The following is a 22,276-nucleotide window of genomic DNA, read 5'->3' as shown; positions in this document are numbered from 1 at the left end:
TTGATGGAAAAACAGGGTTACTAAAAAGCGCCACAGTTAAAGCGGAATTATTTGTTTGGGACAATATTTCAAAACAGAATTTAGAACCCCAAAAACCCCGTTCCTCAACTTTTTAGAGAGTTTATTAGGATTAATAAAAAAGGTCGCAACTGCGACCTTTTGCTTTTAAGGTTAATTTTATCTAGCTTGTTTAACGGCTAATCCCAATTGCCATACTGCCATTGCATAATGTGTGCTATGGTTGTAGCGGGTGATGACGTAGAAGTTCGGTAGTCCATACCAAAATTGGTAACTATCCCCCATGTCTAAACGTAATAAGCTGACTTCTTTATGACCGTCGATTGAGCTTTTTGGTTTTAATCCTGCTTTAGCTAGATGTTCAATCGTATATTTGGTGCTAAAGCCTGTATCGAGTTCGATCGCTTGACCATCAGCAACCACTGCGACTTTTTTGTTTCGTTGCCAGCCGTGAGCTTTGAAATAGTTTGCTACACTGCCGATTGCATCAACCGGATCCCATAAGTCGGTATGACCGTCATGGTTGAAGTCGATAGCATGATTTCTAAAGGCTGATGGCATAAATTGTCCGTAGCCCATTGCTCCTGCAAATGATCCATTTAAATCAAACGGATCAACACCTTCATCACGACACATAATTAAGAAGTCTTCAAGTTCCTTAGCAAAGTATTGTGATCGTCTTGGGTAATAAAATGCTAGGGTTGATAATGCGTCGATAATTTTGGTTTTGCCCATTACTCTTCCCCACCCGGTTTCAACGCCTATAATTCCGACGATAATTTCAGGTGGTACACCGTACTCTTTGTAAGCACGTTGTAGATCTTTGTCATATTTATTCCAAAATTCGACACCTTTAGGTAAGTTACCTGGGGTGATGAATTTATTTTTATAACGAATCCATGCACCATTAGGTACGTTTGACGTTCCTGATTTTGGCGCTTGTTTGTCCATTAAACCAATAACCCAATCAAGTTTGTTGGTTTGTTCTAAAACATTGCGAAGTTGTTGGCGATTAAAGCCATGTTTATTTACCATCATTGTGATGAATTTTTCTTTATCGACCGATAAAGGGGCACTATTGGCTTTTGGTTCTTCGTGTTGTTTTTCTAGATAAACGCCACCCTTTACATTCGAATGTCCTCGATGCTGCTGCATTGGCGATTTCGATGATCCCCCACTCGAACAAGCAGTGAGCCATAAAACCATCATGACACAAATAACGATACGTTGCATAAATCATCCATATTCATTTAGTTAAAAAACGGCGACATATTAAATTATTTATTGTTATTTAACAATATTTTGACACTCTTTTCCTGCTGCTATTTGCGCTATATTATTTAAGGTTGTGTCAGAGATATTTAATAGTGCTTCTTGGGTTAAAAACGCTTGATGACCAGTAAAAATCACGTTATGGCAGGCTGATAATCGACGGAATACGTCATCTAATATGACATCATTAGATTTATCTTCGAAAAATAGGTCTCGTTCGTTTTCATAAACATCCATACCTAGTGCACCGATTTTGGTCTGTTTTAACGCTTCAATTGCAGCGGTTGCATCCAATAAACCACCTCGGCTTGTGTTGATAATCATCACACCATTTTTCATTTTGTTGAATGACTCTTTATTTAGTAGATGATAATTTTCAGGAGACATTGGGCAATGTAAGGTGATAACATCTGATTTGGCATAGAGTTCGTCTAATTGAACATATTGTGCACCTAATTCAACAGCGATATCATTTGGATAAGGATCATAAGCAAGGATATTCATGCCGAATCCTTTTAAGATGCGGATCACTGCTTGGCCAATTTTACCCGTTCCAATCACACCTGCTGTACGATTATGCATGTTAAAACCGGTTAAGCCGTCTAACGAGAAGTTAGCGTCGCGAGTACGTTGGTAAGCTTTGTGGGTTCTGCGGTTTAGTGTCATCATCAATGCAACCGCATGTTCAGCCACCGCTTCAGGAGAATAAGCTGGCACACGAACAACGGTGATCCCTAATTTTTTTGCTTCATCGAGATCAACATTATCAAAACCCGCACAGCGTAATGCTAAGATTTTAATACCATAATGGGCTAATTTTTGTAGAACTATTTTATCAACTTCGTCATTAACAAATACACAAACAGCATCATAACCTTGCGCAGTGACAACCGTTTTATGGCTTAATTTATGCTCATAATATTCGATATCAAAACCAAAGTGTTTGTTGGCGATTTCGAGATGTTCTTTGTCGTAATGCTTACTGCTAAAAACAGCGACTTTGACTGTTTCTTTCATACTGCAATCCCCCTTATAGGCGTTTAATTAATGCATCTTTTAAGTTTTAGTGATGATTGAAACGCATTGTTTACTTGATATTTTTTTGGCGAATGTTGATTAAATGCTTACTTTTGAAAGTTGAGTTAAAAATTAACCTGTATAGTAAAACGCTTTATGTTAGCTTTAGCAATTATTTTTTTTATTAATATGCTATGATAGCACTTTGCTATATAACTGACCGATAATGTTAACTAATGAATAAAAAACAAGTTTCTCTTCTTAGGACTATCTTTTCCACTAAAATGCTTATTTGTATTTTTACTGGTTTGGCTTCCGGTCTTCCTTTTTATTTGTTAATTCAACTTTTACCTGCTTGGTTAACCAGTGAAGGGCTGAATATAAAAGCTATTGGTGCATTTTCATTAACCCAACTGCCCTATATTTTTAAATTTGTTTGGGCGCCATTTATGGACAATATTTCACTGTTTGGGATGGGGCGTCGACGGGGATGGATGTTTCTGACGCAAATAATATTGCTCTTTTTTATTGCTATATTGGGGTGTTTTTCACCGACTCTGAATATTTGGATTATTGCTACACTCTGTTTCATTATTGCGCTGTTTTCAGCCACGCAAGATATCGCTTTAGATGCATTTCGCCAAGAAATTCTTTCTGATACTGAACTTGGATTAGGGAACAGTATTCATATTAACGTTTATCGTCTTGCCAGTTTGGTGCCCGGTTCATTATCGCTAATCTTATCTCATTTTTTACCTTGGAGTAGCGTTTTTATGGTCACGGCGCTATTTATGTTGCCCGTGATAATTATTACCTTGTTGATAAAAGAGCCAATTAATAAACCAATACCAAAATCCCATAATTTTGAAGATATTATTATCAATCCTTTTTTAGAATTTATTAAAAGAAAAGGCGTTAAATCCGCGATGATCATTTTGGCCTTTATATTTTTATATAAGTTAGGCGATAGCATGGCGACATCGTTAGCGACTACTTTTTATATGAAAATGGGATTCAGCCTACCAGACATTGGTTTGATCGCTAAAAATGCGCAATTATGGCCAGGGATATTAGGCGGGATTATGGGCGGCATTTTGATGATAAAAATAGGGATTAATCGTGCTTTATGGTACTTTGGTTTTGTTCAAGTCTTTTCTATTTTAGGTTTTGCCTGGTTATCAATTGAAGGCCCTTTTAATGATATTGGTGTCAGTGAAAAAATAATGTTAGCCATAGTGATCAGTGTTGAATCATTGGGGGTTGGTCTTGGTTCGGCAGCTTTTGTTGCTTTTATAGCCAAAACCACGAATCCATTATATACTGCAACACAGTTTGCGTTATTTAGCAGTATCGCTTCTATTCCTCGAACATTGATTAATTCAACAACAGGAATTATGGTTGAATATTTAGGATGGACCAACTTTTTTGGTTTATGTACGCTATTAGCAATACCCGGCATGGTGTTACTGTTGAAAGTGGCACCATGGAATAAGAAATCTTAGGAGACATTATGGACAAACTATCGTTAGCTTTGGAGTTTAGACATGCTTGTAAACGGTTTGATGAATCAAAAAAGATTAGTCATAGCGATGTTGAAATTATTTTAGACGCTGGTCGTTTATCGCCTTCTTCGTTTGGTTTTGAGCCTTGGCATTTTGTCGTTGTCGATAATGCAGATATCAAAGCTGAATTGCGTGCTGCTTGTTATGACCAAGAACAAGTTACTAGCTGTTCACATTTTGTGATTTTACTTTACCGTAAAGCGAATAATTTTACTTTGCAAAGTCCATATTTACGTCAAGCTATAGGAAGAACATTGCCAGATCAGAACGATCAAACGGCAATTGATAAAGCTAGCCAAGATTTTCTTAACTATATTGCTTATGGTTTACGAGAAGGTTTAAATGCTGATAGCTGGTCAGAAATGCAAGGTTATATTGCTGCTGCAAATATGATGACCACAGCGGCTTATCATGGTATAGATTCTTGTGCGCTTGGCGGATTCCAATATGATAAGGTGATTAATATTTTAGAAAAACATATTCCAACATTTAGTCGTGAGGTATTTGGTGTTGGGCTGTGTTTAGCGTTTGGTTATCGTATTGATGAGCAACCACCTCATATTCGTTGGTCACTTGAAGATGTCACCACTTTCTTATCTTAATTGCTATTAGTCTTATGTCGCCAACTGGCGGCATTAACTCTTTTTTTAACAATTATTCAAACGTGTTATTAAGCGTTTGCGCATCTGCTAATAGTGAATCTAAAATAAATTCAACACCCAATAATATATTTGCGATTTTTGGATCGTTAATATTCTGCTGAGTTGAGTTTAAAATTTCTTTTACCCACGTAGTTTTAGCCGATAGCATTTCCATTTTTTTGAATGGCGGCTTGTCGTATTTCGAGTGAAGGCGTTATCGTCTAATTATTAAAACAGTAATAATTATTTATTTAAAACTTATAAAAACTTTAAATAAATAAAATCAATTTGTTAAAAACATAAATTAATTTAACAATTTGATAATATAAGGAAAAGTAACGTTACTCCGTGTTATTTATCACCTTCACCTATTGCTGTAATAAACATTTTTTTTACAAGAAAATAGTTGATAATGTTAGACTTATCATCTATAAATTGCGCTAATCATATTTTATTTAGCCAGAATAATAGGAAGGATACAAAATGAAAACCAAACATGCCCGTTTATTAATTTTAGGGTCAGGCCCTGCTGGCTATACCGCAGCGGTTTATGCTGCGCGAGCAAATCTCTCTCCAGTATTAATAACTGGCACTCAGCAAGGTGGACAACTTACCACCACGACCGAGATCGAAAACTGGCCAGCAGCAAATCCAGAATTAACGGGTCCTGAACTTATGGTGAAAATGCAACAACATGCCGAACGATTTGATACCGAAATTATTATCGATCATATCGATAGCGTTGATTTTAGCCAAAAGCCCTTCAAACTATTTGGTAGCGATACGGAATATAGTTGTGATGCGTTAATCATTGCAACTGGTGCCTCCGCACAATATCTCGGGTTGCCTTCTGAAGAAGCCTTTAAAAGCAAAGGTGTGTCAGCCTGTGCTACATGTGACGGTTTCTTTTATCGTAATCAGAAAGTGGCTGTTGTTGGTGGCGGTAATACTGCGATTGAAGAGACCCTTTATTTGGCTAATATTGCCAGTGAAGTCCATTTAATCCACCGTCGCGATAGTTTTAGGGCTGAAAAAATCTTAATGAATCGTTTAGCTGAAAAAGTGCAAGAAGGTAAAGTCATTTTGCATACTCATCAAATCGTCGATGAAATTCTTGGCGATAATATGGGCGTAACCGGTGTAAGATTACGAAGTACTATCGATTCTGATCTAACCGAAGAGTTATCAGTAATGGGGGTATTTATTGCTATTGGTCATAAACCCAATACCGCAATTTTTGAAGGCCAACTTGAACTTGATAATGGTTATATCAAGGTGAAATCAGGTACTGAAGGTAATGCAACACAAACTAGCGTAGAAGGAATTTTTGCTGCGGGCGATGTTATGGATCATATTTATCGACAAGCCATTACCTCTGCAGGAACAGGCTGTATGGCTGCCTTAGATGCTGAACATTATTTAGATAAATTAAAATGTCACTAGATAAAAAACGTCAAAATTATTTACTTAGCTGGTTAAAACAGCACACAAAAATGCATAAACCAGATTTGCGTGCTTCAGTTTTATTCGGTTTTTTGTTGAGTCTATTAATGATCGGCCAAGCTGCTTTATTGGCGATTATTTTGCAGAAGTTGATCATCGATCAGACTCCTTTTACCACCGTTTTCCCTTATTTTTTATCTTTAGTTGTCATCCTATTGGCGCGTGGCTTGCTTATTTACTTTCGTGAAAAGATTAACTTTGCTTTAGGCCAAAAAATCCGCCAACAAATTCGGCAAAAAATTATCGATCAGTTTGAATTGTTTGGTCCTGCATATTTAAGTCAAAGTACTACAGGAGCTTGGAGTACCTTAGTTATTGAGCAGGTCGATAATTTGCATGATTTTTTTGCTCGATATTTACCGCAAATGCGCCTGGCAAGTATGGTGCCGATATTAATTTGTATTGCTATTTTCCCTTTTAACTGGGCCGCGGCCGTGATTTTGCTTTGTACTGCTCCGCTAATTCCTATTTTTATGATTTTAGTGGGAATGGGAGCCGCGGATATTAATCGTCGTCATTTTAAAGCACTCTCTTATTTAAGTGGGCACTTTTTAGATCGCCTTAAAGGACTGAGTACTATTCGCTTATTTAATCAAGGCAAACAGCAAACCGAGCAAATTGCCAAGGCGTCTGAAGATTTTCGAATTAAAACGATGCAAGTATTAAAGATGGCGTTTTTGTCATCAGCGGTTTTGGAATTTTTTACGTCGATTTCGATTGCAATTGTGGCGGTCTATTTTGGTTTTTCGTATTTAGGGGAGTTTGATTTTGGTGCTTATAATGGCACAGTCACGTTATTTGCTGGTTTTTTTGCCTTGATTTTAGCACCTGAATATTTTCAACCGCTACGTGATTTGGGCGTCTATTATCATGCCAAAGCAGAAGCCATTGCCGCAGCTGATAATATTGAAACTTTTTTAAATAAAAAATTGCCACTTGATAGCGTTGAGAAAAAAAATGAGTCTAATCAATCATCATCAACCATTCCTTCTGAAATAAATGTTTTAAAAACAATTGAAGCGAAAGATCTTATCGTGTTATCTAACGAAGGTCTGCCTATCGTTGGCCCGCTTAGCTTTTCATTACAAGCGCCATTTAAATTAGCGTTAATTGGTACTAGTGGTGAAGGTAAAAGTTCTATTATGCAAGTATTGCTTGGCTTTTTACCTTATCAGGGTTCGCTAAAAATTAATGGGATTGAATTTAATCAGCTTGATTTAGTAAGTTGGCAACATCAAATCAGTTGGATTGGGCAAAATCCTTATTTGATTAATGGTTCGATTCGTGAAAATATTCTACTGGGTAAACCCATGGCGAGCGCCAATGAAATTGACGAGGTTATTGCAAAAGCGCAATTATCTGATGTTATTGCTCAATTACCAGAAGGCGTCAATACCCAAGTTGGTGAAGATGCGGTTAGATTATCAGTCGGACAAGCTCAGCGCATCGCCCTTGCTAGAGCAATGCTGAAACCTTGCCAATTACTGATACTTGATGAACCGACCGCAAGTTTAGATAAGCAGACAGTTCAGCAGTTGGCACCCTATGATATTGCGACAAATAGTATCACTATCACTCATCAACATGATGATATGCATGAATTTGATCAGGTATGGAAATTGTCGAAGGGTCAACTTAACGCCATCAAGGAGAGCTTATGCTAGCGCTATTACGTCCCTATATTGCACTTTATAAGCACTACTTTTGGCAAATTGTTATTGGATTAGGTTTAGCTATTCTTACATTATTTGCCAGTGTTTTTTTACTTTCTTTATCTGGATGGTTTTTAGCTTCTACCGCGGTAGTCGGTGTGGCGGGTTTATATACGTTTAATTATATGTTACCTGCCGCGGGCGTAAGGGCTGCTGCCATTATGCGAACGGCATCCCGTTATGCTGAGCGTTTGGTTGATCACAATACCACCTTTAAAATATTAGCGTATTTAAGAACATTAGCATTTAAGAAGATTCTTCCTTTAAGCGCTAACCAATTATCCCAATATCAAAAAGCCGATCTTCTTAATCGTTTTATTGTGGATATTGATGCCCTTGATCATCTCTATCTAAAACTCTTTTCACCTATTGTAACGGCACTGGTAATTATTGTGCTCTTGTTTGTCGGATTAAGTTATATCAACTTTCCTATTGCATTAATTATCAGCATGGTACTAACTACTACTATACTTGCTATACCGGTGATCTTTTATTATGCAGGTAAACAATTAGGCGAAATACTGGCTAAACAGCAAAGTGAGTATCGCGCATTGTTGGTTAATTATCTACAAGGCCAAGCTGAACTGACTTTATTTAATGCGCAAGATCGTTATCGCTCAAAACTCGACAAACTTGAATCAGATTGGCTTTATCATCAACAAAAGCAGTCTACTTTAATGGCTCTCTCGAGCGCTCTTGTGGTATTAATTGCTGGCTTTTTGACTTTGTTAGTGCTTTGGCTTATCACTCAATATACATTATCGCCTTTAGTTGCCCTATTTGTGTTTGTCTGCCTTGCTAGTAGTGAAATTTTAGCACCAATCCCTACTGCATTTATCTTTTTAGGGCAAGTATTAGCGTCAGCCAAACGAACAACCGCTTTATTTGATCAAACACCAGATATCCAGTTTGTCGAGCAAGGCAGTTCGATAGAATTGACTACCGCAAAACTGCGGTTTGAAGATGTTTGCTTTAGCTACCCAAATCAACCTTTTGCAGTTTTAAGCCATTTTTCATTAACAGTTGAAGCCGGTAAACATATTGGCTTAATTGGTAAAACCGGTTGTGGCAAATCCACATTACTTAATTTAGTCACGCGCGCGTGGGAACCCACTTCAGGTAATATCTTTATCAACGATATACCGATTAATCAACTTGACGAGCCAACTTTACGTCAGGCGATTGCTGTGGTTCCTCAAGTAATTACTATTTTTAGTGACTCGCTTAGACAAAATTTGTTAATCGGTAATCCAAACGCTTCTGATCAACAGTTAATGGATATTTTACATCAAGTTGGGCTTTCCAAATTGATCTCAACCGATCAGGGTTTAGATTTGCCATTAGGGCAAGGAGGAAGATCATTATCTGGTGGTGAAACTCGACGTATCGGTATTGCTCGGGCATTACTACATAATTCGCCATTAATGTTGATGGATGAGCCTACCGAAAGTCTTGACCAACAAACTGAACTGCAGATAATTGAACTTATCAAAAAATACGATAAAACTCTGCTGATGGTTACACATAGATTAACGGATAATCCATTGTTTGATCAGGTGGTTGAGTTGTAAGATTTGGGGTGTCAAAAACCCCGTTCCTCAACTTTTTTTATTTTAAAAAGTGCGCTCCTCACTTTTTTTGATTTGTACTGGTTGAGATGTGCTATTTTCAAGGCGATTTTGAAAAAATATGCTATACTAGCGCTTTATATATATTAGTAGAGAGTATATTTTGCAACAATCATTACAAGACTTTATTATTGATAAAATTGATGATTTAAAAGGCAAGGATATTGTTACCCTTGATGTGCGTGGTAAGTCAAGTATCACCGACTATATGATTATTTGTACTGGAACTTCAAATCGTCATGTTTCGTCAATTGCAGGGCATCTACTTGATGAAGCTAAAAAGCAAGGACATGTGGTATTAGGCAGTGAAGGCCAAAATGATGCGGATTGGGTAGTCGTTGATATGGATTCGGTGATCGTTCATATAATGCAAGAAGAGAGCCGACAATTATACGAACTCGAGAAGCTTTGGAGTTAGTTACGTGAAACTACAGCTTATTGCTGTTGGCAACAAGATGCCTAATTGGGTGACCACGGCTTTTGTTGACTACCAATCTCGATTCCCCAAAGATATGCCTTTAGAGCTTATTGAAATTCCCGCAGGAAAACGGACTAAAAATGCCGATATTGCGCGAATTTTGGATAAAGAAGGCGAGCAGATGCTGGCTTCTTGTAGTAAAGGTAATCGCATCGTGACGCTTGATATTCCTGGTAAACCTTATACGACTCATGATTTAGCTAAGCAACTTGAACGTTGGAAAACGGATGGCCGTGATGTGAGTTTGTTAATTGGTGGCCCTGAGGGATTATCCCCTGCTTGTAAGGCTGCCGCTGAGCAGAGTTGGTCGCTTTCACCTTTAACACTACCGCATCCACTAGTTCGAGTAATTGTGTCCGAAAGCCTTTACCGAGCTTGGAGTTTAACGGCTAATCATCCTTATCATCGTGAATAAGTTGGGTATTTGAATGAATATTTTAGATTTGCAAATTGCCACCGAGCAACAAGATAATCTGCCAAGTGAGCAACAAATTATGCAGTGGTTAGAGGTAATTTTACCGCAGTTTGTGGAGAATGCTGAGATCACTATTCGGATTGTTGATAAGGAAGAGAGTCAACACCTTAATCATACTTATCGCAATAAAGATAAGCCAACCAATGTTTTGTCGTTTCCGTTTGAATCGCCGGTTGAAATTGATGTTCCATTACTTGGCGATTTGGTGATTTGTAAGCAAGTGGTTGAAGCGGAAGCAATTGAGCAACATAAGTCGTTAACGTCACATTGGGCGCATATGATTGTGCATGGCTGTTTGCATTTATTAGGATATGATCATATTCTTGACGAAGAAGCCGAAGAAATGGAAAATATCGAAATCGATATAATGGCACAGTTAGGATTTGATAATCCTTATTTATTAATTGATTAGATGACTAATTTTTAATAGTCTGTTTAATATAAAATTATAACTCAAAATACATTTGATATATGAAAGGAAGAGAGCAAATGAGTGATGATAATCACCGGAGACCCAAAAAAGGGTTTACATTATGGTTAAGTCAGTTATTCAATTCAGAACCAAAAGATAAAGATGAACTTATTGAAGTGATTCGTGAAGCAGAAGAAAACGAACTTATTGATCCAGATACCCTTGATATGATCGAAGGTGTAATGGATATAGCTGATCAGCGCGTTCGCGATATCATGATCCCCCGCTCTCAAATTGTAACAATCAAAGATAATTTTTCCCTTGATGAATGTTTAGATATTATTTCTGAACACGGTCATTCACGCTACCCGGTTATTAGTGAAGATAGAGACCATATTGAGGGAGTACTTTTAGCTAAGGATTTACTTATTTATATTCGACAAGGTGTTAATGATTTTGACTTGAAGAAGATCCTTAGACCGACTGTTGTTGTTCCTGAAAGTAAACGCGTTGATCATATGTTAAAAGAGTTTCGTATGCAGCGCTATCATATGGCAATGGCCATTGATGAGTTTGGTGGCGTTTCAGGTTTAGTGACTATCGAGGATATTTTAGAACTTATTGTTGGCGATATTGAGGATGAATACGATGAGGTTGAAGATCGGGATATTCGTCGTTTATCACCAACTATGTATTCCGTTCGTGCCCTTACGCCAGTTGAAGATTTTAATGAGATCTTTGGCACCTCTTTTAGTGATGAGGAGATGGATACTATCGGCGGTTTGGTGATGCAACATTTTGGGCGTTTACCAATTCGTGGCGAGACGATTACTATTGATGGCTATCAATTTAAGGTAACCATTGTTGACCGTAGACGAATTATTCAATTGCATGTCACAATCCCTGAAGATGCAGTTGTTCCTAATTTAGAGCAAAATGCTTAAGCAAATTCTATTGAGCCTTTTTTTAGGCGCCATCGCCGTATTTAGTTACGCGCCCTTCCATTTTTGGCCAATTGCCTTTGTGTCTTTTGCTGGGCTTTTATGGTTAGTCGCTGATAAAACGAAAAAGCAAGCTATGCTAGTTGGCTTTAGTTGGGGTATTGGCTACTTTTTAGCTGGTGTTCACTGGGTTTATATCAGTATTAAACAATATGGTGAAGTGCCAACATCAGTTGCGATTATTATTTTGGGACTGTTAGTTAGCTATTTAGCGCTCTATCCAATGCTATTTGCTTGGTTATTGAGAGCCTGTGACCGTTTTGCGCCTAAATTTTCAATAAAACAATTGGTTTTACTGGCACCAATTTTGTGGCAAGTTACCGAATTTTTACGAGGCTATATTTTAACAGGATTCGCTTGGTTAGAATTAGGTTATAGTCAACTTGATAGCCCTTTACGAAATTATTTCCCAATTGTTGGAATTAATGGGGTAACGTTACTTTTAACTATGTGTTGCGGATTGGGTGTTTATTGTTTATACAATTTCAGGCGAATAGCCTTTATAAAGCACACATATGGTGCAATTATCGCACTATTTGCGATCATTATTGCACCAATTTCACTCAATTTGGTTAATTGGACAACCATTGATCATTCCCGGACAGCTAATTTCAGCTTAATTCAAGGAAATATTTTACAATCACTACGTTGGAGCAGAGAGCAGTTAGATAACACTTTACAAACCTACGCTTCATTAACCGAAAAGAATTTTGGTAAAGATAAAATTATTATTTGGTCAGAAGCCAGTGTTACTGATTACGAGATAAATCAGCAACCTTATTTACAGTTTTTAGATAATGAAGCCCGAGCAAATGGTAGTGAAATTGCAGTCGGTATTATTGATTATCGTATCGGAGATAATGATGCAAATCCAGATATTTATAATACGTTACTGGTTTTAGGCGAAAATACGCCATATCAATACCCTAATGCTAATCGATATCAAAAACATCATTTGGTACCTTTTGGCGAATTTACACCTTTTAGATTTTTATTAGATCCTATTGCAGATATCCTTGATATTCCTATGTCGTCAATGCAAGAGGGAGCAGAAAAGCAACCTCAGCTTACAATGAAGGGATTTAAGTTTACTACTGCAATTTGTTATGAGGTGATTTTATCGAATTTGATGTGGAAGAATTTTGCACCTGATACAGATTTTTTATTGACCATTTCGAATGATGCTTGGTTTGGTGATAGTATTGGGCCAAAACAACATTTGCAAATGGCGCAAGCTAGAGCGTTAGAGTTTGGTCGACCAATGATTCGTAGTACCAATACTGGCATTACAGCAATTATTGACCACCATGGTTATATTATTGAGCAGTTACCGCAATTTCAAACCAATGTTTTAAATTATAAGTTATCGCCAACTGTTGGTTTGACTCCTTATGCTAGATTTGGCGATCTAGCTTATTATCTTATTCTTTCTTTGCTATTTATTTTGTTTTTTGTAAAAAAACGTCGATAATCAATTTTTTGGCATAAATATTGCTTGTATATTATTGAAATTCAAAAAATTGTCTGAGTTAAATTTTTGTGAAAATCTAGATAAACCTAGGTTGTAGCTTGTCCTTTTAATCGATAAATATACAGTAAAAAGTACTTTTATGATGAAAAATAAGTTATAATATACGCCCTTTGTAAAAATATTAAATTTATTTAATATGATACAAATTAAACAGTAGGAGATGAGTATGAACAAAAAGACAAAATTAACCAAATTAGTGTTATCATTAGCAATGCTTGGACTAATGAGTGGTGCCGCTGTTGCTGAAGAATTAAGTGGTACATTAGCCAAAATTAAAGATAGTGGTGTGATTGTTGTTGGTCATCGTGAATCTTCTATTCCATTTTCCTACTATGGTGAAAAACAAGAAGTTATTGGCTATTCACAAGATTATTCTAATTTAATTGTTGATGCAGTTAAAAAAGAGTTGAATATGCCGGATCTTAAAGTTAAATATTTACCGGTTACTTCTAAAACTCGTATTCAATTACTTAATAACTATACCTATGATTTTGAATGCGGTTCTACTACTAATAATCTTGAGCGTCAAAAGACAGTAAGTTTTTCTGATAGTATTTTTATTGTTGGTACTCGATTCTTAGTAAAAGCTGACAGCAATATTAATAGTATCGAAGATTTAAAAGGTAAAAATGTAGTAACTACTGCGGGTACTACCTCTGAAGTCCGATTAAATCAAATTAATAATAAAGACAATTTAGGTATTCGTATTATTACGCCTAAAGATCATGGTGATGCATTTAATGCCCTTGAAACAGGCCGTGCTGCTGCATTTCTAATGGATGATGCACTTTTAGCTGGTGAACGTTCACGCGCTATTAATCCAGCTGAATGGAAAATTGTTGGCGAGCCATTATCTTATGAATCGTATGGTTGTATGTTAAGAAAAGACGATACCCAATTTAAACAATTGATGGATAAAACTATTGCTGATGCACAAAAATCTGGTAAAGCATTAGAGTCTTATAACAAATGGTTTACTCAACCTGTTCCACCTAAAGGTGCGAATATGGCTCTTGAAATTTCACCTAAAATGGTTGAGCTTTTTGCAAATCCAAATGATAAAGCATTAGATTAATACTTTTCATATCTTTCTAATCCAATGTACTAGATGTTTTTGCATTTAGTACATAATCTAATTTAGTGAAATAAATATATTATGAGTTTCAATTGGACACTATTTTTTGAATCCACCCCTTATGGTGATGGAATTTACTTAAACTGGCTTTTTGACGGTATTATCGTTACCGTTTCATTGGCAGTAACAGCTTGGATTATTGCATTCATACTAGGATCACTAGTAGGGATTTGCAGAACTTTAGAAAATAAATTTCTAAATAGCTTTGCTGCCGGTTATATCCAGCTTTTCCGTAATATCCCATTACTTGTTCAGATGTTTTTGTGGTATATGCTTTTTCCAGAAATTTTATCTGGTAGCTTAAAAACATGGTTTATTTCTGGCATTTCTCCTAATGTCAGCGCATTTATTACTGCGGCAATCGCTTTAGGTTTGTTTACTTCTGCACGTATTGCAGAACAAGTCAGAACAGGTATTCAAACTCTACCTAAAGGCCAACGTTATGCGGCAATTGCGCTTGGTTTAACCAATCGACAAGCTTATATGTATGTTTTATTACCTAATGCTTATCGTCGTATTATTCCACCATTAACATCTGAAATGACCAACATCATTAAAAACTCATCAGTGGCTTCGACCATTGGGCTTATTGATTTGATCGGTCAAATCGATCGTATTAATGATGCAACTAATAGTATTATTGAAATATTATGTGGCGTTACCATTGCGTTTATGTTGATAAACTATGCTGTGTTAACGATTATGCGTTTTGTTGAAAAACATACACGCTTACCTAATATGAGTCATGGAGGTTAATATGCAAATTTTAAGTTGGATTGCAGATATACCTTCATTGGTTTTAAACAATTATCATTTATTGTTATCTGGATTATGGCTAACAACTAAGATCACCTTTACCGCTGTTGTATTCGGTATTATTTGGGGAACTGTGCTAGCTTTAATGCGTTTATCAAATAATAAAATTTTAAATATTTTTGCTAAATGTTATGTCAATTTATTCCGTTCCATTCCATTACTATTAGTGTTGTTATGGTTCTATTTAGCATTACCACAAGTTATTAAGCATGTATTTAATTTGCCACCATATGCTGATGTTAGGGTTGTTTCAGCAATGATTGCGTTTGCTTTATTTGAAGCAGCCTATTATTCAGAAATCATTCGTGCTGGTATTAATGCCGTTGCTAAAGGTCAGTATCATGCCGCTTATGCGTTGGGTATGACTAAAGGCCAGGCAATGCGTTTGATAATATTACCGCAAGCATTTAGATCAATGGTACCATTGTTATTAACCCAAGGTATTATCTTGTTCCAAGATACATCGTTAGTTTATGTGATGAGTTTAATTGATTTATTTGGTGCAAGTGTGACACAAATTGGTGTCGTTCAAGGTGGCACAGTTAAGTATTCAATGATTATTTTTGCAGCAATAAGTTACTTTATAATTTGTTATACTGCTTCTCGTTTAGTTAATTATTTCAAGAAAGGGATAAGTAGATGATCTCCTTAGAAAATGTATCAAAATGGTACGGAAAATTTCAAGTATTAAAAAACTGTACTACTAAAGTAGGTAAAGGCGAAGTTGTTGTTGTCTGTGGACCATCAGGTTCTGGTAAATCAACATTAATTAAAACCGTTAATGGTTTAGAGCCTATTCAGAAAGGTAAAATTACGATTGATGGTACTGAGATTACTGATCCATCGACTAATTTAGCAAAACTACGTTCTAAAGTGGGTATGGTGTTTCAGCATTTTGAGCTTTTCCCACATCTGACAATTTTGAAGAATCTGACACTAGCTCAAGTTAAAGTGCTTGGCCGATCAAATGAAGAAGCACGTGAAAAAGCCCTTTCTCTTTTAGATCGTGTGGGTTTGTTAGCACATGCCGATAAATTCCCTGCTCAACTTTCTGGTGGGCAACAACAACGTGTTGCGATTGCTCGTGCACTTTGTATGGATCCAATTGTTATGTTATTTGATGAACCAACTTCAGCACTTGATCCAGAAATGGTTAACGAAGTGTTAGACGTTATGGTTGAATTAGCCTATGAAGGGATGACAATGATGGTTGTGACCCATGAAATGGGCTTTGCTCGCAAAGTTGCGCATCGCGTTATTTTTATGGATGCCGGTGAGATCATTGAAGATACTTCTAAAGAACAGTTCTTTACTAATCCACAATCTGATCGTGCTAAAGACTTTTTAGCGAAGATCATCCATTAATATATAAAAAGCACCAGCTATTATTAGTTGGTGCTTGCTTAATCTTTTCTTTAATTCTTTTGCGAATAATTTGCTATTTGCTCAACTAATCCACTTTCCCGATCTATTTGACTTTTAACCACGCGCTCTAATATTTTGGCATCAGCGTAAATGGATACGGACTTTTTCGCCCTAGTGATTGCCGTATAGAGTAGAGAGCGATTAAGTAACAGTGAGAATTCAGTGGGTAGTATTATATTTACATGATCAAATTCAGAACCTTGTGATTTGTGTATTGTCATTGCATAGGCTGTTTCATGTTCAGGTAGTCGATAAGGTGAAAAACCTTTAATGACTCCATCCGAAAATGGAAAATAGACTCGCAATTTTGAACTATCATGTTCAGCTGTTAGTGTAATTCCTATATCACCGTTGTATAAACCTAACGATGTGCTGTTACGTAAAATCATAACTGGTCGACCGATATACCATTGTTCACGTTGATTTAATTTGATCAATTTATGTTTGGCTAGTAGCAGTTCAATTTGTTTATTTAATCCTTCTACGCCAAATTTTCCTTCACGCACAGCGCATAATAAACGGCATTGAGCGAATTTAGCTAAAACTGTAGCGATATCATTATTGGCGTGATGTCTAATGGCATTTAAGTAATCTTTATAGTGTTCAGCACAGTCTTCTAAAAGCGCTTGGTAGGTTTGATTTGATGAAAGTTCATAATAACTGACATCTTGTAATGTATTATCAGCAAGTAGCTTTTTAACATTATGATACTGCCCTTCTTTTACTGCATTTGCTAACAATCCAATACCGGATGATTCGTTAAATCGATAACTTTTTTTCAGTAAACAGATGCTATCAGCGATTGTTGTTACAGGTTGATCCGTGATTGGGATGGTATAGCCGGTTAACTTGCTTAGCTCATCAGCTCTTGATTGGCTATACCCATTTGAAATAAAGTGACATAAATCTCCAAAGACCGCTCCGGCCTCAACTGATGAAAGTTGGTCTTTGTCACCTAATAAAATTAATCGGGCAGAAGTTGGTAAGGCTTCAATAATTCTCGCCATCATATTGAGATCAACCATTGAGGCTTCATCAATTACAAGAACATCGATATGTAATTGATTGTTCTTGTTATAACTAAACGAGCGATTATCCGTCTTTGCGCCCAATAGTCGATGAAGTGTTACCGCTTCGGTTTTAATATTTAATGATTCAAAAGATAGCTGTTCAATTGCTCGCCCTAATGATTCAGTTAATCGTGATGCAGCTTTGCCGGTTGGCGCAGCTGCTACGATTCGTGTTGCTGGGTTGTTTAATACGATTCCAGCTAGAATTTTAGCTACGGTAGTTGTTTTACCTGTTCCCGGTCCACCAGAGATGATGGCAACTTTTCGTGTTAATGCAACAGCAACAGCAATTTTTTGCCAGTCAATACTTGCACTGTTGTGAGTAAAGAGTTGGTCGAGTATTTTTTTTAAGTCGATGCTCGACGTAATATCCAATTGAGTTTGATTGAAATATTGCGCAACAAAACGTTCATCTAACCACATGCGTTGAAAATAGAGTTTGTTTTCAATAAAAACTAAAGGTGCTAGTTGATCTCCAAAACTGACAACATGTTTATTAGACGCTAACTTAAGTACATTAACCCAATCGTCATTCGTCGGTGAATTAAGTTCTGACCAGATTGGTGGCTCAATATTTTCTAATCGAGTAAGATCAAGGCACACGTGCCCTGCTCTTACTTCCATACTTAAGGATAAAACTAAAAAAGCAAAACGTTTAGCAATGACTTCATCTTCACAATCAATTTTATTAACCAAAAATTGAGCCAAATGAAGATCTAATAAACTGATCTGACTATTTTGCTTAAATTGTTCTAACCATGTAATTAACATACTTTATACTTTGTTTTATTAGGTTTATAAACCATATATATCTCGTTCTTTACCATCTGGATAAGTGATTTTAAAACTTAGATTAAGGTTTTTAGTTTCACTTGGGTTTAAGTTGAATTGCCACGTTAATAATCCGGTTTGTTTGTCATATACTGCGCCATCATATTTGGCATCATCAAGTGTTACCGCTTTATTTAAGATAACAGGTAGTTGATCCTTCACAACAATATTTATTGGCAACGCTTTGGTATTTTTGACATCAATAGTATAAGCATATTTTTCTGAAACATCATTACCAAATAGTGTAGGAGTCGAGGTCTCTTTTATATTACGATTTCGAGAAACTAAGATATTTTTATCACGCCCTAATGAAAAATCCAATGAGCCTTTAGTATTTTTAGTTGAAATGATAGTTTCCCCCATAAAATCACCACTGAAAAAGATATTGGCTTTTCCTGATAATAAATTCAGCTTATCCCAATCATTTATTTGCGCTAGTAAGTATACGCTACTATCAAATTTTGGTATGGAAACATATTGGTAATTTGCTTTAACATCTTTAGTTTGTAATGTGATTATGTTACTTTTACTATCATTTTTGATTGTATAAGGTAATTTGATATCAAAATGGGTATTGATACCTAATGTATTAACATTGCCAATTTGACTAGGATTAACCAATTGCGATTTGGCATCGCGTTCATAATAATCTTCTTTATCAGATTTGGAAAAAAATAAACCGCTTTTTTCATTATAAACGTCAATATACCAGGGATTAAAATCTGGTGGAGTAATATCTATGCTCGGATTAGATGTCGATAAACTAAAATCAACATTTTGCCAATCTAAACCCGTGTTTTGGTGGATTTCTGCTTTATATGTTAATTGGAGTGGTGAATTGATATCCGCTACTCGCACATCATAAGCTGGTTCCCAACCTGCTTTAGTTGTGATATATGAAAGCGTGATAGGTAGCGTTATATCTTTGTCAGAAGCAACTTTGACTATAACGGCATTGTGTAATTTTCCATTGTTATTCTGATTTTCATCTAGTTTTTTCTCATATTCGCTTATCTGCCTGTCTAACTCATCGATTTCTTTTTGTAATCGATTTTGTTCATTTAACGCAGTGGTCAAATTGGTTTTCACAAAATCTAATACATTTTTCATTGCTGTTAAGTCATCAGGTCCTTTTTTAGCTAAAGTATCTAAACGGTTACCTTGTAAAAGCATAATTTGTTCATTAACAGCTTTGAGTTCGATTTCTAATGTATCGCGATCTTCTTGTAACTTATTCATTTTTTTAACAGTTAATAGAGTATCTTCGCCGTTACGAATATTAGCCAGATAGTTATCACTAAATGATGTAGATAATACTCGGACGTCACTATTATTACCAAAACCTACATTGATTGTATTTGGTTTAACATCATTAGCAATACCAGTTAATACTATTTCACTTTCACCTTTAGTTAATGAAACAGTTGACTGACCTTGTAATTCTGCTCCCTGAATAAATAATGTCACTTTATTTAATTTAACGTTATTATCTGCCAAAGCACTACCTGAAATTAATGCTATTGCTAATGCAATTTTTTTCATTGAATTATTTCCTTATATCATTCTGATTTTAATTATTAAATTATAGATTTTACTTAAAATGAAGATTGCCTATTTTTAAGATTATAAAAGTATCTCCTATTTTATATTTAATTACTATTAGATTTAAATTGATTAGGCAAAATTATTTTCCTTGTTTAATATATTGAACATTTATTAAAAATGATGTAAATTTAGTTCCAGATAAAAAACAAAAGGTAAGGAGGCGATATGAATGGTTTTAGTTATTTAAAAACTGCCATAAAACGCAAAAATTTATCGTTACAGACAGTTGCTGATGCCTGCCAAATGACCAAAGGTTATTTGAGCCAATTAATTAATGATAAAATCAAAAATCCTAGTGCTCAAAAATTACAATCACTACACCGTTATTTGCAAATTGATCCCAACAGTAAACATAAAAAGGTAGGTGTCATTTTTGGTAAGTTTTATCCATTACATACCGGACATATTTATCTTATTCAAAGAGCGATTAGCCAAGTTGACGAACTTTATGTGATTCTTTGTTCCGATACGATGCGAGATATGGCACTATTTAAAGAAAGCGCAATGTCACGCCAACCAACAATTAACGATAGGATTCGTTGGTTATTACAAACGTTTAAATATCAAAAAAATATCCATATTGAACTTTTAGAAGAAGACGGTATTCCTTCATATCCAAATGGTTGGAATGAGTGGAGCGATCGCGTTAAAAAGTTATTCAAGGAAAAAGGCATCAATCCTAGTTGCGTTTATTCGAGTGAACCACAAGATGTAGCGATGTATAAAGATTTATTCGATTTAGATACTGTGCTTATTGATCCTACCCGCCGATTTATGCAAGTAAGTGGTACACAAATTCGTCAAGCGCCTTTAAAAAATTGGCAATATATTCCAACTGAAGTTAGACCGTTTTTTGTACGAACTGTTGCTATTCTTGGTGGTGAATCGAGTGGTAAATCAACATTAGTTAATAAGTTAGCCAATATGTTTAATACCACTAGCGCTTGGGAATATGGTCGTGATTATGTGTTTTCTCAACTCGGTGGCGATGAACGAGCATTGCAATATGCTGATTACGATAAAATTGCATTAGGACATGCACAATATATCGATTTTGCTATCAAACATGCGAATAAAGTGTCGTTCATTGATACTGATTTTATTACCACGCAAGCATTTTGCAAAAAGTACGAAGGTAAAGAGCATCCATTTTTACAAGCCATGATCAACAACTATCGCTTTGATTTGGTTATTTTATTAGGTAATAACACGCCTTGGGTTGCTGATGGCTTACGTAGTTTAGGAAGTCCAAAACAACGGAAAGATTTTCAGCAACTACTAATCTCATTATTGAAAAAGAATCATATCAGCTATGTTCAAATCGACTCATCTGACTATGATGAACGTTATTTACGCTGTATTGAATTAGTCAATCAACTTATTAATGATAAGAGTATTAATTATGAATAATTTAAGAGATGTCATCATCGCTATTGGACGAAACAAGTTTTATCCACTATTTTGTATTATCTGCGTCACCCTTGCATTTTTGTATACTGATCCATTTAATAATTTCAATTTACGCTATGCCGTATCGTATGCTGGTGCATTTTTGGGATTATTGTGTGTCATTTTATTAGCTAAACGAAAAAACTTAGGAAATGTGCTGGGAATGCTTGCTGTAGTAGCTGAGTGTTGTGCCAATTTTCTTGGTGGCAATATTGGGGCTGGCTTACCTACTTTTTACTATTTTGGTTCACATATTTATGGATTATTTACTTGGCAAAAAAATCTCGATCAGAATAAAAATGTTAAAGTTCGTTCCTTAAATGAAAGTGCATTTTTATATGCGTTGATATTTTTAATTGTTGCAGCATTTTTTAATATCTATTTAACTAACGAAATCGGTGCGAGCAATACTTCATATCAACTCATTACAAATTGCTTTATATTCGGCTTAGGTGTAGTTGCGCAACTATTATTAATGATGAGGTACGCCTTCAATTGGTATTTGTGGGTATTGTTAAATGTATTAGTGATCGGTTTGAATATTTATACTGACAATATTGTTATTGCAACTCAATATTTAATTTACCTATTTAATGCATTATACGGTATTAGTGAATGGAAGCTTTCAGAAGAAAAAGCAAAAGAAAATAAATTATAGAGAACATTCAATCAAAAAATAGAAAATAATTGATTAT

At 35.7% G+C, this 22,276-nt stretch carries 21 protein-coding genes; 16 read left to right on the top strand and 5 right to left on the bottom strand.

Annotated features, from left to right (window positions below; genetic code table 11):
* Nucleotides 1-177 precede the first annotated feature (177 nt).
* Together mltB and A9G07_RS05555 are read right to left on the bottom strand one after the other, a co-directional pair.
* Nucleotides 178-1,251 carry a lytic murein transglycosylase B gene (gene mltB / locus A9G07_RS05560; protein ID WP_065734352.1) on the bottom strand — a complete coding sequence of 358 codons (1,074 nt, stop codon included), beginning with the start codon at nt 1,249-1,251 and terminating at the stop codon, nt 178-180.
* Between the two features lie 54 nt (nt 1,252-1,305).
* On the bottom strand, nt 1,306-2,307 hold the full coding sequence (locus A9G07_RS05555; RefSeq protein WP_065734351.1) for a 2-hydroxyacid dehydrogenase: 1,002 nt from the start codon (nt 2,305-2,307) through the stop codon (nt 1,306-1,308).
* Between the two features lie 236 nt (nt 2,308-2,543).
* Here A9G07_RS05555 and A9G07_RS05550 point away from each other — a divergent pair, with 236 nt between their 5' ends.
* Both A9G07_RS05550 and A9G07_RS05545 read left to right on the top strand, forming a co-directional pair.
* Nucleotides 2,544-3,809: an AmpG family muropeptide MFS transporter gene (locus A9G07_RS05550; protein WP_065734350.1), complete on the top strand. Its 1,266-nt coding sequence runs from the start codon at nt 2,544-2,546 to the stop codon at nt 3,807-3,809.
* Between the two features lie 8 nt (nt 3,810-3,817).
* Nucleotides 3,818-4,471 carry an NAD(P)H-dependent oxidoreductase gene (locus A9G07_RS05545; RefSeq protein ID WP_065734349.1) on the top strand — a complete coding sequence of 218 codons (654 nt, stop codon included), beginning with the start codon at nt 3,818-3,820 and terminating at the stop codon, nt 4,469-4,471.
* 52 nt (nt 4,472-4,523) lie between these two features.
* Here A9G07_RS05545 and A9G07_RS11995 read toward each other — a convergent pair whose 3' ends face one another.
* Nucleotides 4,524-4,685, bottom strand: coding sequence for a hypothetical protein (locus A9G07_RS11995; RefSeq protein WP_176713953.1), 162 nt, complete (start codon nt 4,683-4,685; stop codon nt 4,524-4,526).
* A 308-nt stretch (nt 4,686-4,993) separates the two neighbouring features.
* Between A9G07_RS11995 and trxB the strand changes: the two genes are divergently transcribed.
* From trxB to A9G07_RS05485, 12 genes are all read left to right on the top strand, one after another.
* The gene (trxB, locus tag A9G07_RS05540; protein ID WP_065734348.1) at nt 4,994-5,953 is read left to right on the top strand and encodes a thioredoxin-disulfide reductase; all 960 of its coding nucleotides are present in this window, start codon (nt 4,994-4,996) and stop codon (nt 5,951-5,953) included.
* On the top strand, nt 5,944-7,677 hold the full coding sequence (gene cydD / locus A9G07_RS05535) for a heme ABC transporter permease/ATP-binding protein CydD (RefSeq protein WP_065734347.1): 1,734 nt from the start codon (nt 5,944-5,946) through the stop codon (nt 7,675-7,677). Before trxB ends, cydD begins: the two co-directional genes overlap by 10 nt.
* Nucleotides 7,671-9,296 (top strand): heme ABC transporter ATP-binding protein/permease CydC, encoded by a 1,626-nt coding sequence (cydC, locus tag A9G07_RS05530; protein WP_065734346.1) that lies wholly within the window; start codon nt 7,671-7,673, stop codon nt 9,294-9,296. The genes cydD and cydC overlap by 7 nt, the downstream gene beginning before the upstream one ends.
* Before the next feature lie 157 nt (nt 9,297-9,453).
* Nucleotides 9,454-9,771, top strand: a complete 318-nt coding sequence (gene rsfS / locus A9G07_RS05525) for a ribosome silencing factor (protein ID WP_065734345.1) — start codon at nt 9,454-9,456, stop codon at nt 9,769-9,771.
* 4 nt (nt 9,772-9,775) lie between these two features.
* Nucleotides 9,776-10,246, top strand: coding sequence for a 23S rRNA (pseudouridine(1915)-N(3))-methyltransferase RlmH (rlmH, locus tag A9G07_RS05520; protein ID WP_065734344.1), 471 nt, complete (start codon nt 9,776-9,778; stop codon nt 10,244-10,246).
* 13 nt (nt 10,247-10,259) lie between these two features.
* The gene (ybeY, locus tag A9G07_RS05515; protein ID WP_065562131.1) at nt 10,260-10,718 is read left to right on the top strand and encodes an rRNA maturation RNase YbeY; all 459 of its coding nucleotides are present in this window, start codon (nt 10,260-10,262) and stop codon (nt 10,716-10,718) included.
* 77 nt (nt 10,719-10,795) lie between these two features.
* On the top strand, nt 10,796-11,662 hold the full coding sequence (gene corC / locus A9G07_RS05510) for a CNNM family magnesium/cobalt transport protein CorC (RefSeq protein WP_065734343.1): 867 nt from the start codon (nt 10,796-10,798) through the stop codon (nt 11,660-11,662).
* Nucleotides 11,663-11,672: 10 nt separating this feature from the next.
* A complete protein-coding gene (gene lnt, locus A9G07_RS05505; RefSeq protein WP_218060003.1) occupies nt 11,673-13,190 on the top strand; it encodes an apolipoprotein N-acyltransferase in 1,518 nt (505 codons plus the stop codon).
* Nucleotides 13,191-13,416: 226 nt separating this feature from the next.
* Complete coding sequence (locus A9G07_RS05500) at nt 13,417-14,325, top strand: glutamate/aspartate ABC transporter substrate-binding protein (RefSeq protein ID WP_065734341.1); 909 nt, start codon at nt 13,417-13,419, stop codon at nt 14,323-14,325.
* An 81-nt stretch (nt 14,326-14,406) separates the two neighbouring features.
* Entirely contained in the window at nt 14,407-15,141 is a 735-nt protein-coding gene (locus A9G07_RS05495; RefSeq protein WP_065734340.1) for an amino acid ABC transporter permease, read from the top strand.
* Nucleotide 15,142: 1 nt separating this feature from the next.
* Nucleotides 15,143-15,844 (top strand): ABC transporter permease subunit, encoded by a 702-nt coding sequence (locus tag A9G07_RS05490; protein ID WP_065562136.1) that lies wholly within the window; start codon nt 15,143-15,145, stop codon nt 15,842-15,844.
* Nucleotides 15,841-16,566 (top strand): amino acid ABC transporter ATP-binding protein, encoded by a 726-nt coding sequence (locus tag A9G07_RS05485; protein WP_065562137.1) that lies wholly within the window; start codon nt 15,841-15,843, stop codon nt 16,564-16,566. Before A9G07_RS05490 ends, A9G07_RS05485 begins: the two co-directional genes overlap by 4 nt.
* A gap of 50 nt (nt 16,567-16,616) precedes the next feature.
* Here the strand turns inward: A9G07_RS05485 and recD are convergent, their stop codons facing one another.
* Together recD and A9G07_RS05475 are read right to left on the bottom strand one after the other, a co-directional pair.
* Complete coding sequence (gene recD, locus A9G07_RS05480) at nt 16,617-18,467, bottom strand: exodeoxyribonuclease V subunit alpha (RefSeq protein WP_065734339.1); 1,851 nt, start codon at nt 18,465-18,467, stop codon at nt 16,617-16,619.
* Nucleotides 18,468-18,491: 24 nt separating this feature from the next.
* Entirely contained in the window at nt 18,492-20,069 is a 1,578-nt protein-coding gene (locus A9G07_RS05475; protein ID WP_065734338.1) for a DUF4139 domain-containing protein, read from the bottom strand.
* Between the two features lie 228 nt (nt 20,070-20,297).
* Between A9G07_RS05475 and nadR the strand changes: the two genes are divergently transcribed.
* Together nadR and pnuC are read left to right on the top strand one after the other, a co-directional pair.
* The gene (gene nadR / locus A9G07_RS05470; RefSeq protein ID WP_065562140.1) at nt 20,298-21,542 is read left to right on the top strand and encodes a multifunctional transcriptional regulator/nicotinamide-nucleotide adenylyltransferase/ribosylnicotinamide kinase NadR; all 1,245 of its coding nucleotides are present in this window, start codon (nt 20,298-20,300) and stop codon (nt 21,540-21,542) included.
* Entirely contained in the window at nt 21,535-22,239 is a 705-nt protein-coding gene (gene pnuC, locus A9G07_RS05465; RefSeq protein ID WP_065562141.1) for a nicotinamide riboside transporter PnuC, read from the top strand. The genes nadR and pnuC overlap by 8 nt, the downstream gene beginning before the upstream one ends.
* Nucleotides 22,240-22,276: the final 37 nt, after the last annotated feature.

This window comes from Gilliamella sp. wkB72 (assembly GCF_001693745.1).
Lineage (GTDB): Bacteria > Pseudomonadota > Gammaproteobacteria > Enterobacterales > Orbaceae > Gilliamella > Gilliamella apicola_E.
The sequence above is the reverse complement of the archived record's forward strand: the minus strand, read 5'-3'. Positions and strand labels throughout refer to the sequence as shown.

What these genes read in the sequence shown, in the direction of transcription:
- cydC (WP_065734346.1), top strand. Translation starts at nt 7,671, where the DNA reads ATGCTAGCGCTATTACGTCCCTATATTGCACTTTATAAGCACTACTTT.
- pnuC (WP_065562141.1), top strand. Translation starts at nt 21,535, where the DNA reads ATGAATAATTTAAGAGATGTCATCATCGCTATTGGACGAAACAAGTTT.
- nadR (WP_065562140.1), top strand. Translation starts at nt 20,298, where the DNA reads ATGAATGGTTTTAGTTATTTAAAAACTGCCATAAAACGCAAAAATTTA.
- A9G07_RS05545 (WP_065734349.1), top strand. Translation starts at nt 3,818, where the DNA reads ATGGACAAACTATCGTTAGCTTTGGAGTTTAGACATGCTTGTAAACGG.
- A9G07_RS05500 (WP_065734341.1), top strand. Translation starts at nt 13,417, where the DNA reads ATGAACAAAAAGACAAAATTAACCAAATTAGTGTTATCATTAGCAATG.
- trxB (WP_065734348.1), top strand. Translation starts at nt 4,994, where the DNA reads ATGAAAACCAAACATGCCCGTTTATTAATTTTAGGGTCAGGCCCTGCT.
- corC (WP_065734343.1), top strand. Translation starts at nt 10,796, where the DNA reads ATGAGTGATGATAATCACCGGAGACCCAAAAAAGGGTTTACATTATGG.
- A9G07_RS05550 (WP_065734350.1), top strand. Translation starts at nt 2,544, where the DNA reads ATGAATAAAAAACAAGTTTCTCTTCTTAGGACTATCTTTTCCACTAAA.
- A9G07_RS11995 (WP_176713953.1), bottom strand. Translation starts at nt 4,685, where the DNA reads ATGGAAATGCTATCGGCTAAAACTACGTGGGTAAAAGAAATTTTAAAC.
- mltB (WP_065734352.1), bottom strand. Translation starts at nt 1,251, where the DNA reads ATGCAACGTATCGTTATTTGTGTCATGATGGTTTTATGGCTCACTGCT.
- A9G07_RS05495 (WP_065734340.1), top strand. Translation starts at nt 14,407, where the DNA reads ATGAGTTTCAATTGGACACTATTTTTTGAATCCACCCCTTATGGTGAT.
- recD (WP_065734339.1), bottom strand. Translation starts at nt 18,467, where the DNA reads ATGTTAATTACATGGTTAGAACAATTTAAGCAAAATAGTCAGATCAGT.
- ybeY (WP_065562131.1), top strand. Translation starts at nt 10,260, where the DNA reads ATGAATATTTTAGATTTGCAAATTGCCACCGAGCAACAAGATAATCTG.
- A9G07_RS05555 (WP_065734351.1), bottom strand. Translation starts at nt 2,307, where the DNA reads ATGAAAGAAACAGTCAAAGTCGCTGTTTTTAGCAGTAAGCATTACGAC.
- cydD (WP_065734347.1), top strand. Translation starts at nt 5,944, where the DNA reads ATGTCACTAGATAAAAAACGTCAAAATTATTTACTTAGCTGGTTAAAA.
- A9G07_RS05490 (WP_065562136.1), top strand. Translation starts at nt 15,143, where the DNA reads ATGCAAATTTTAAGTTGGATTGCAGATATACCTTCATTGGTTTTAAAC.
- A9G07_RS05475 (WP_065734338.1), bottom strand. Translation starts at nt 20,069, where the DNA reads ATGAAAAAAATTGCATTAGCAATAGCATTAATTTCAGGTAGTGCTTTG.
- A9G07_RS05485 (WP_065562137.1), top strand. Translation starts at nt 15,841, where the DNA reads ATGATCTCCTTAGAAAATGTATCAAAATGGTACGGAAAATTTCAAGTA.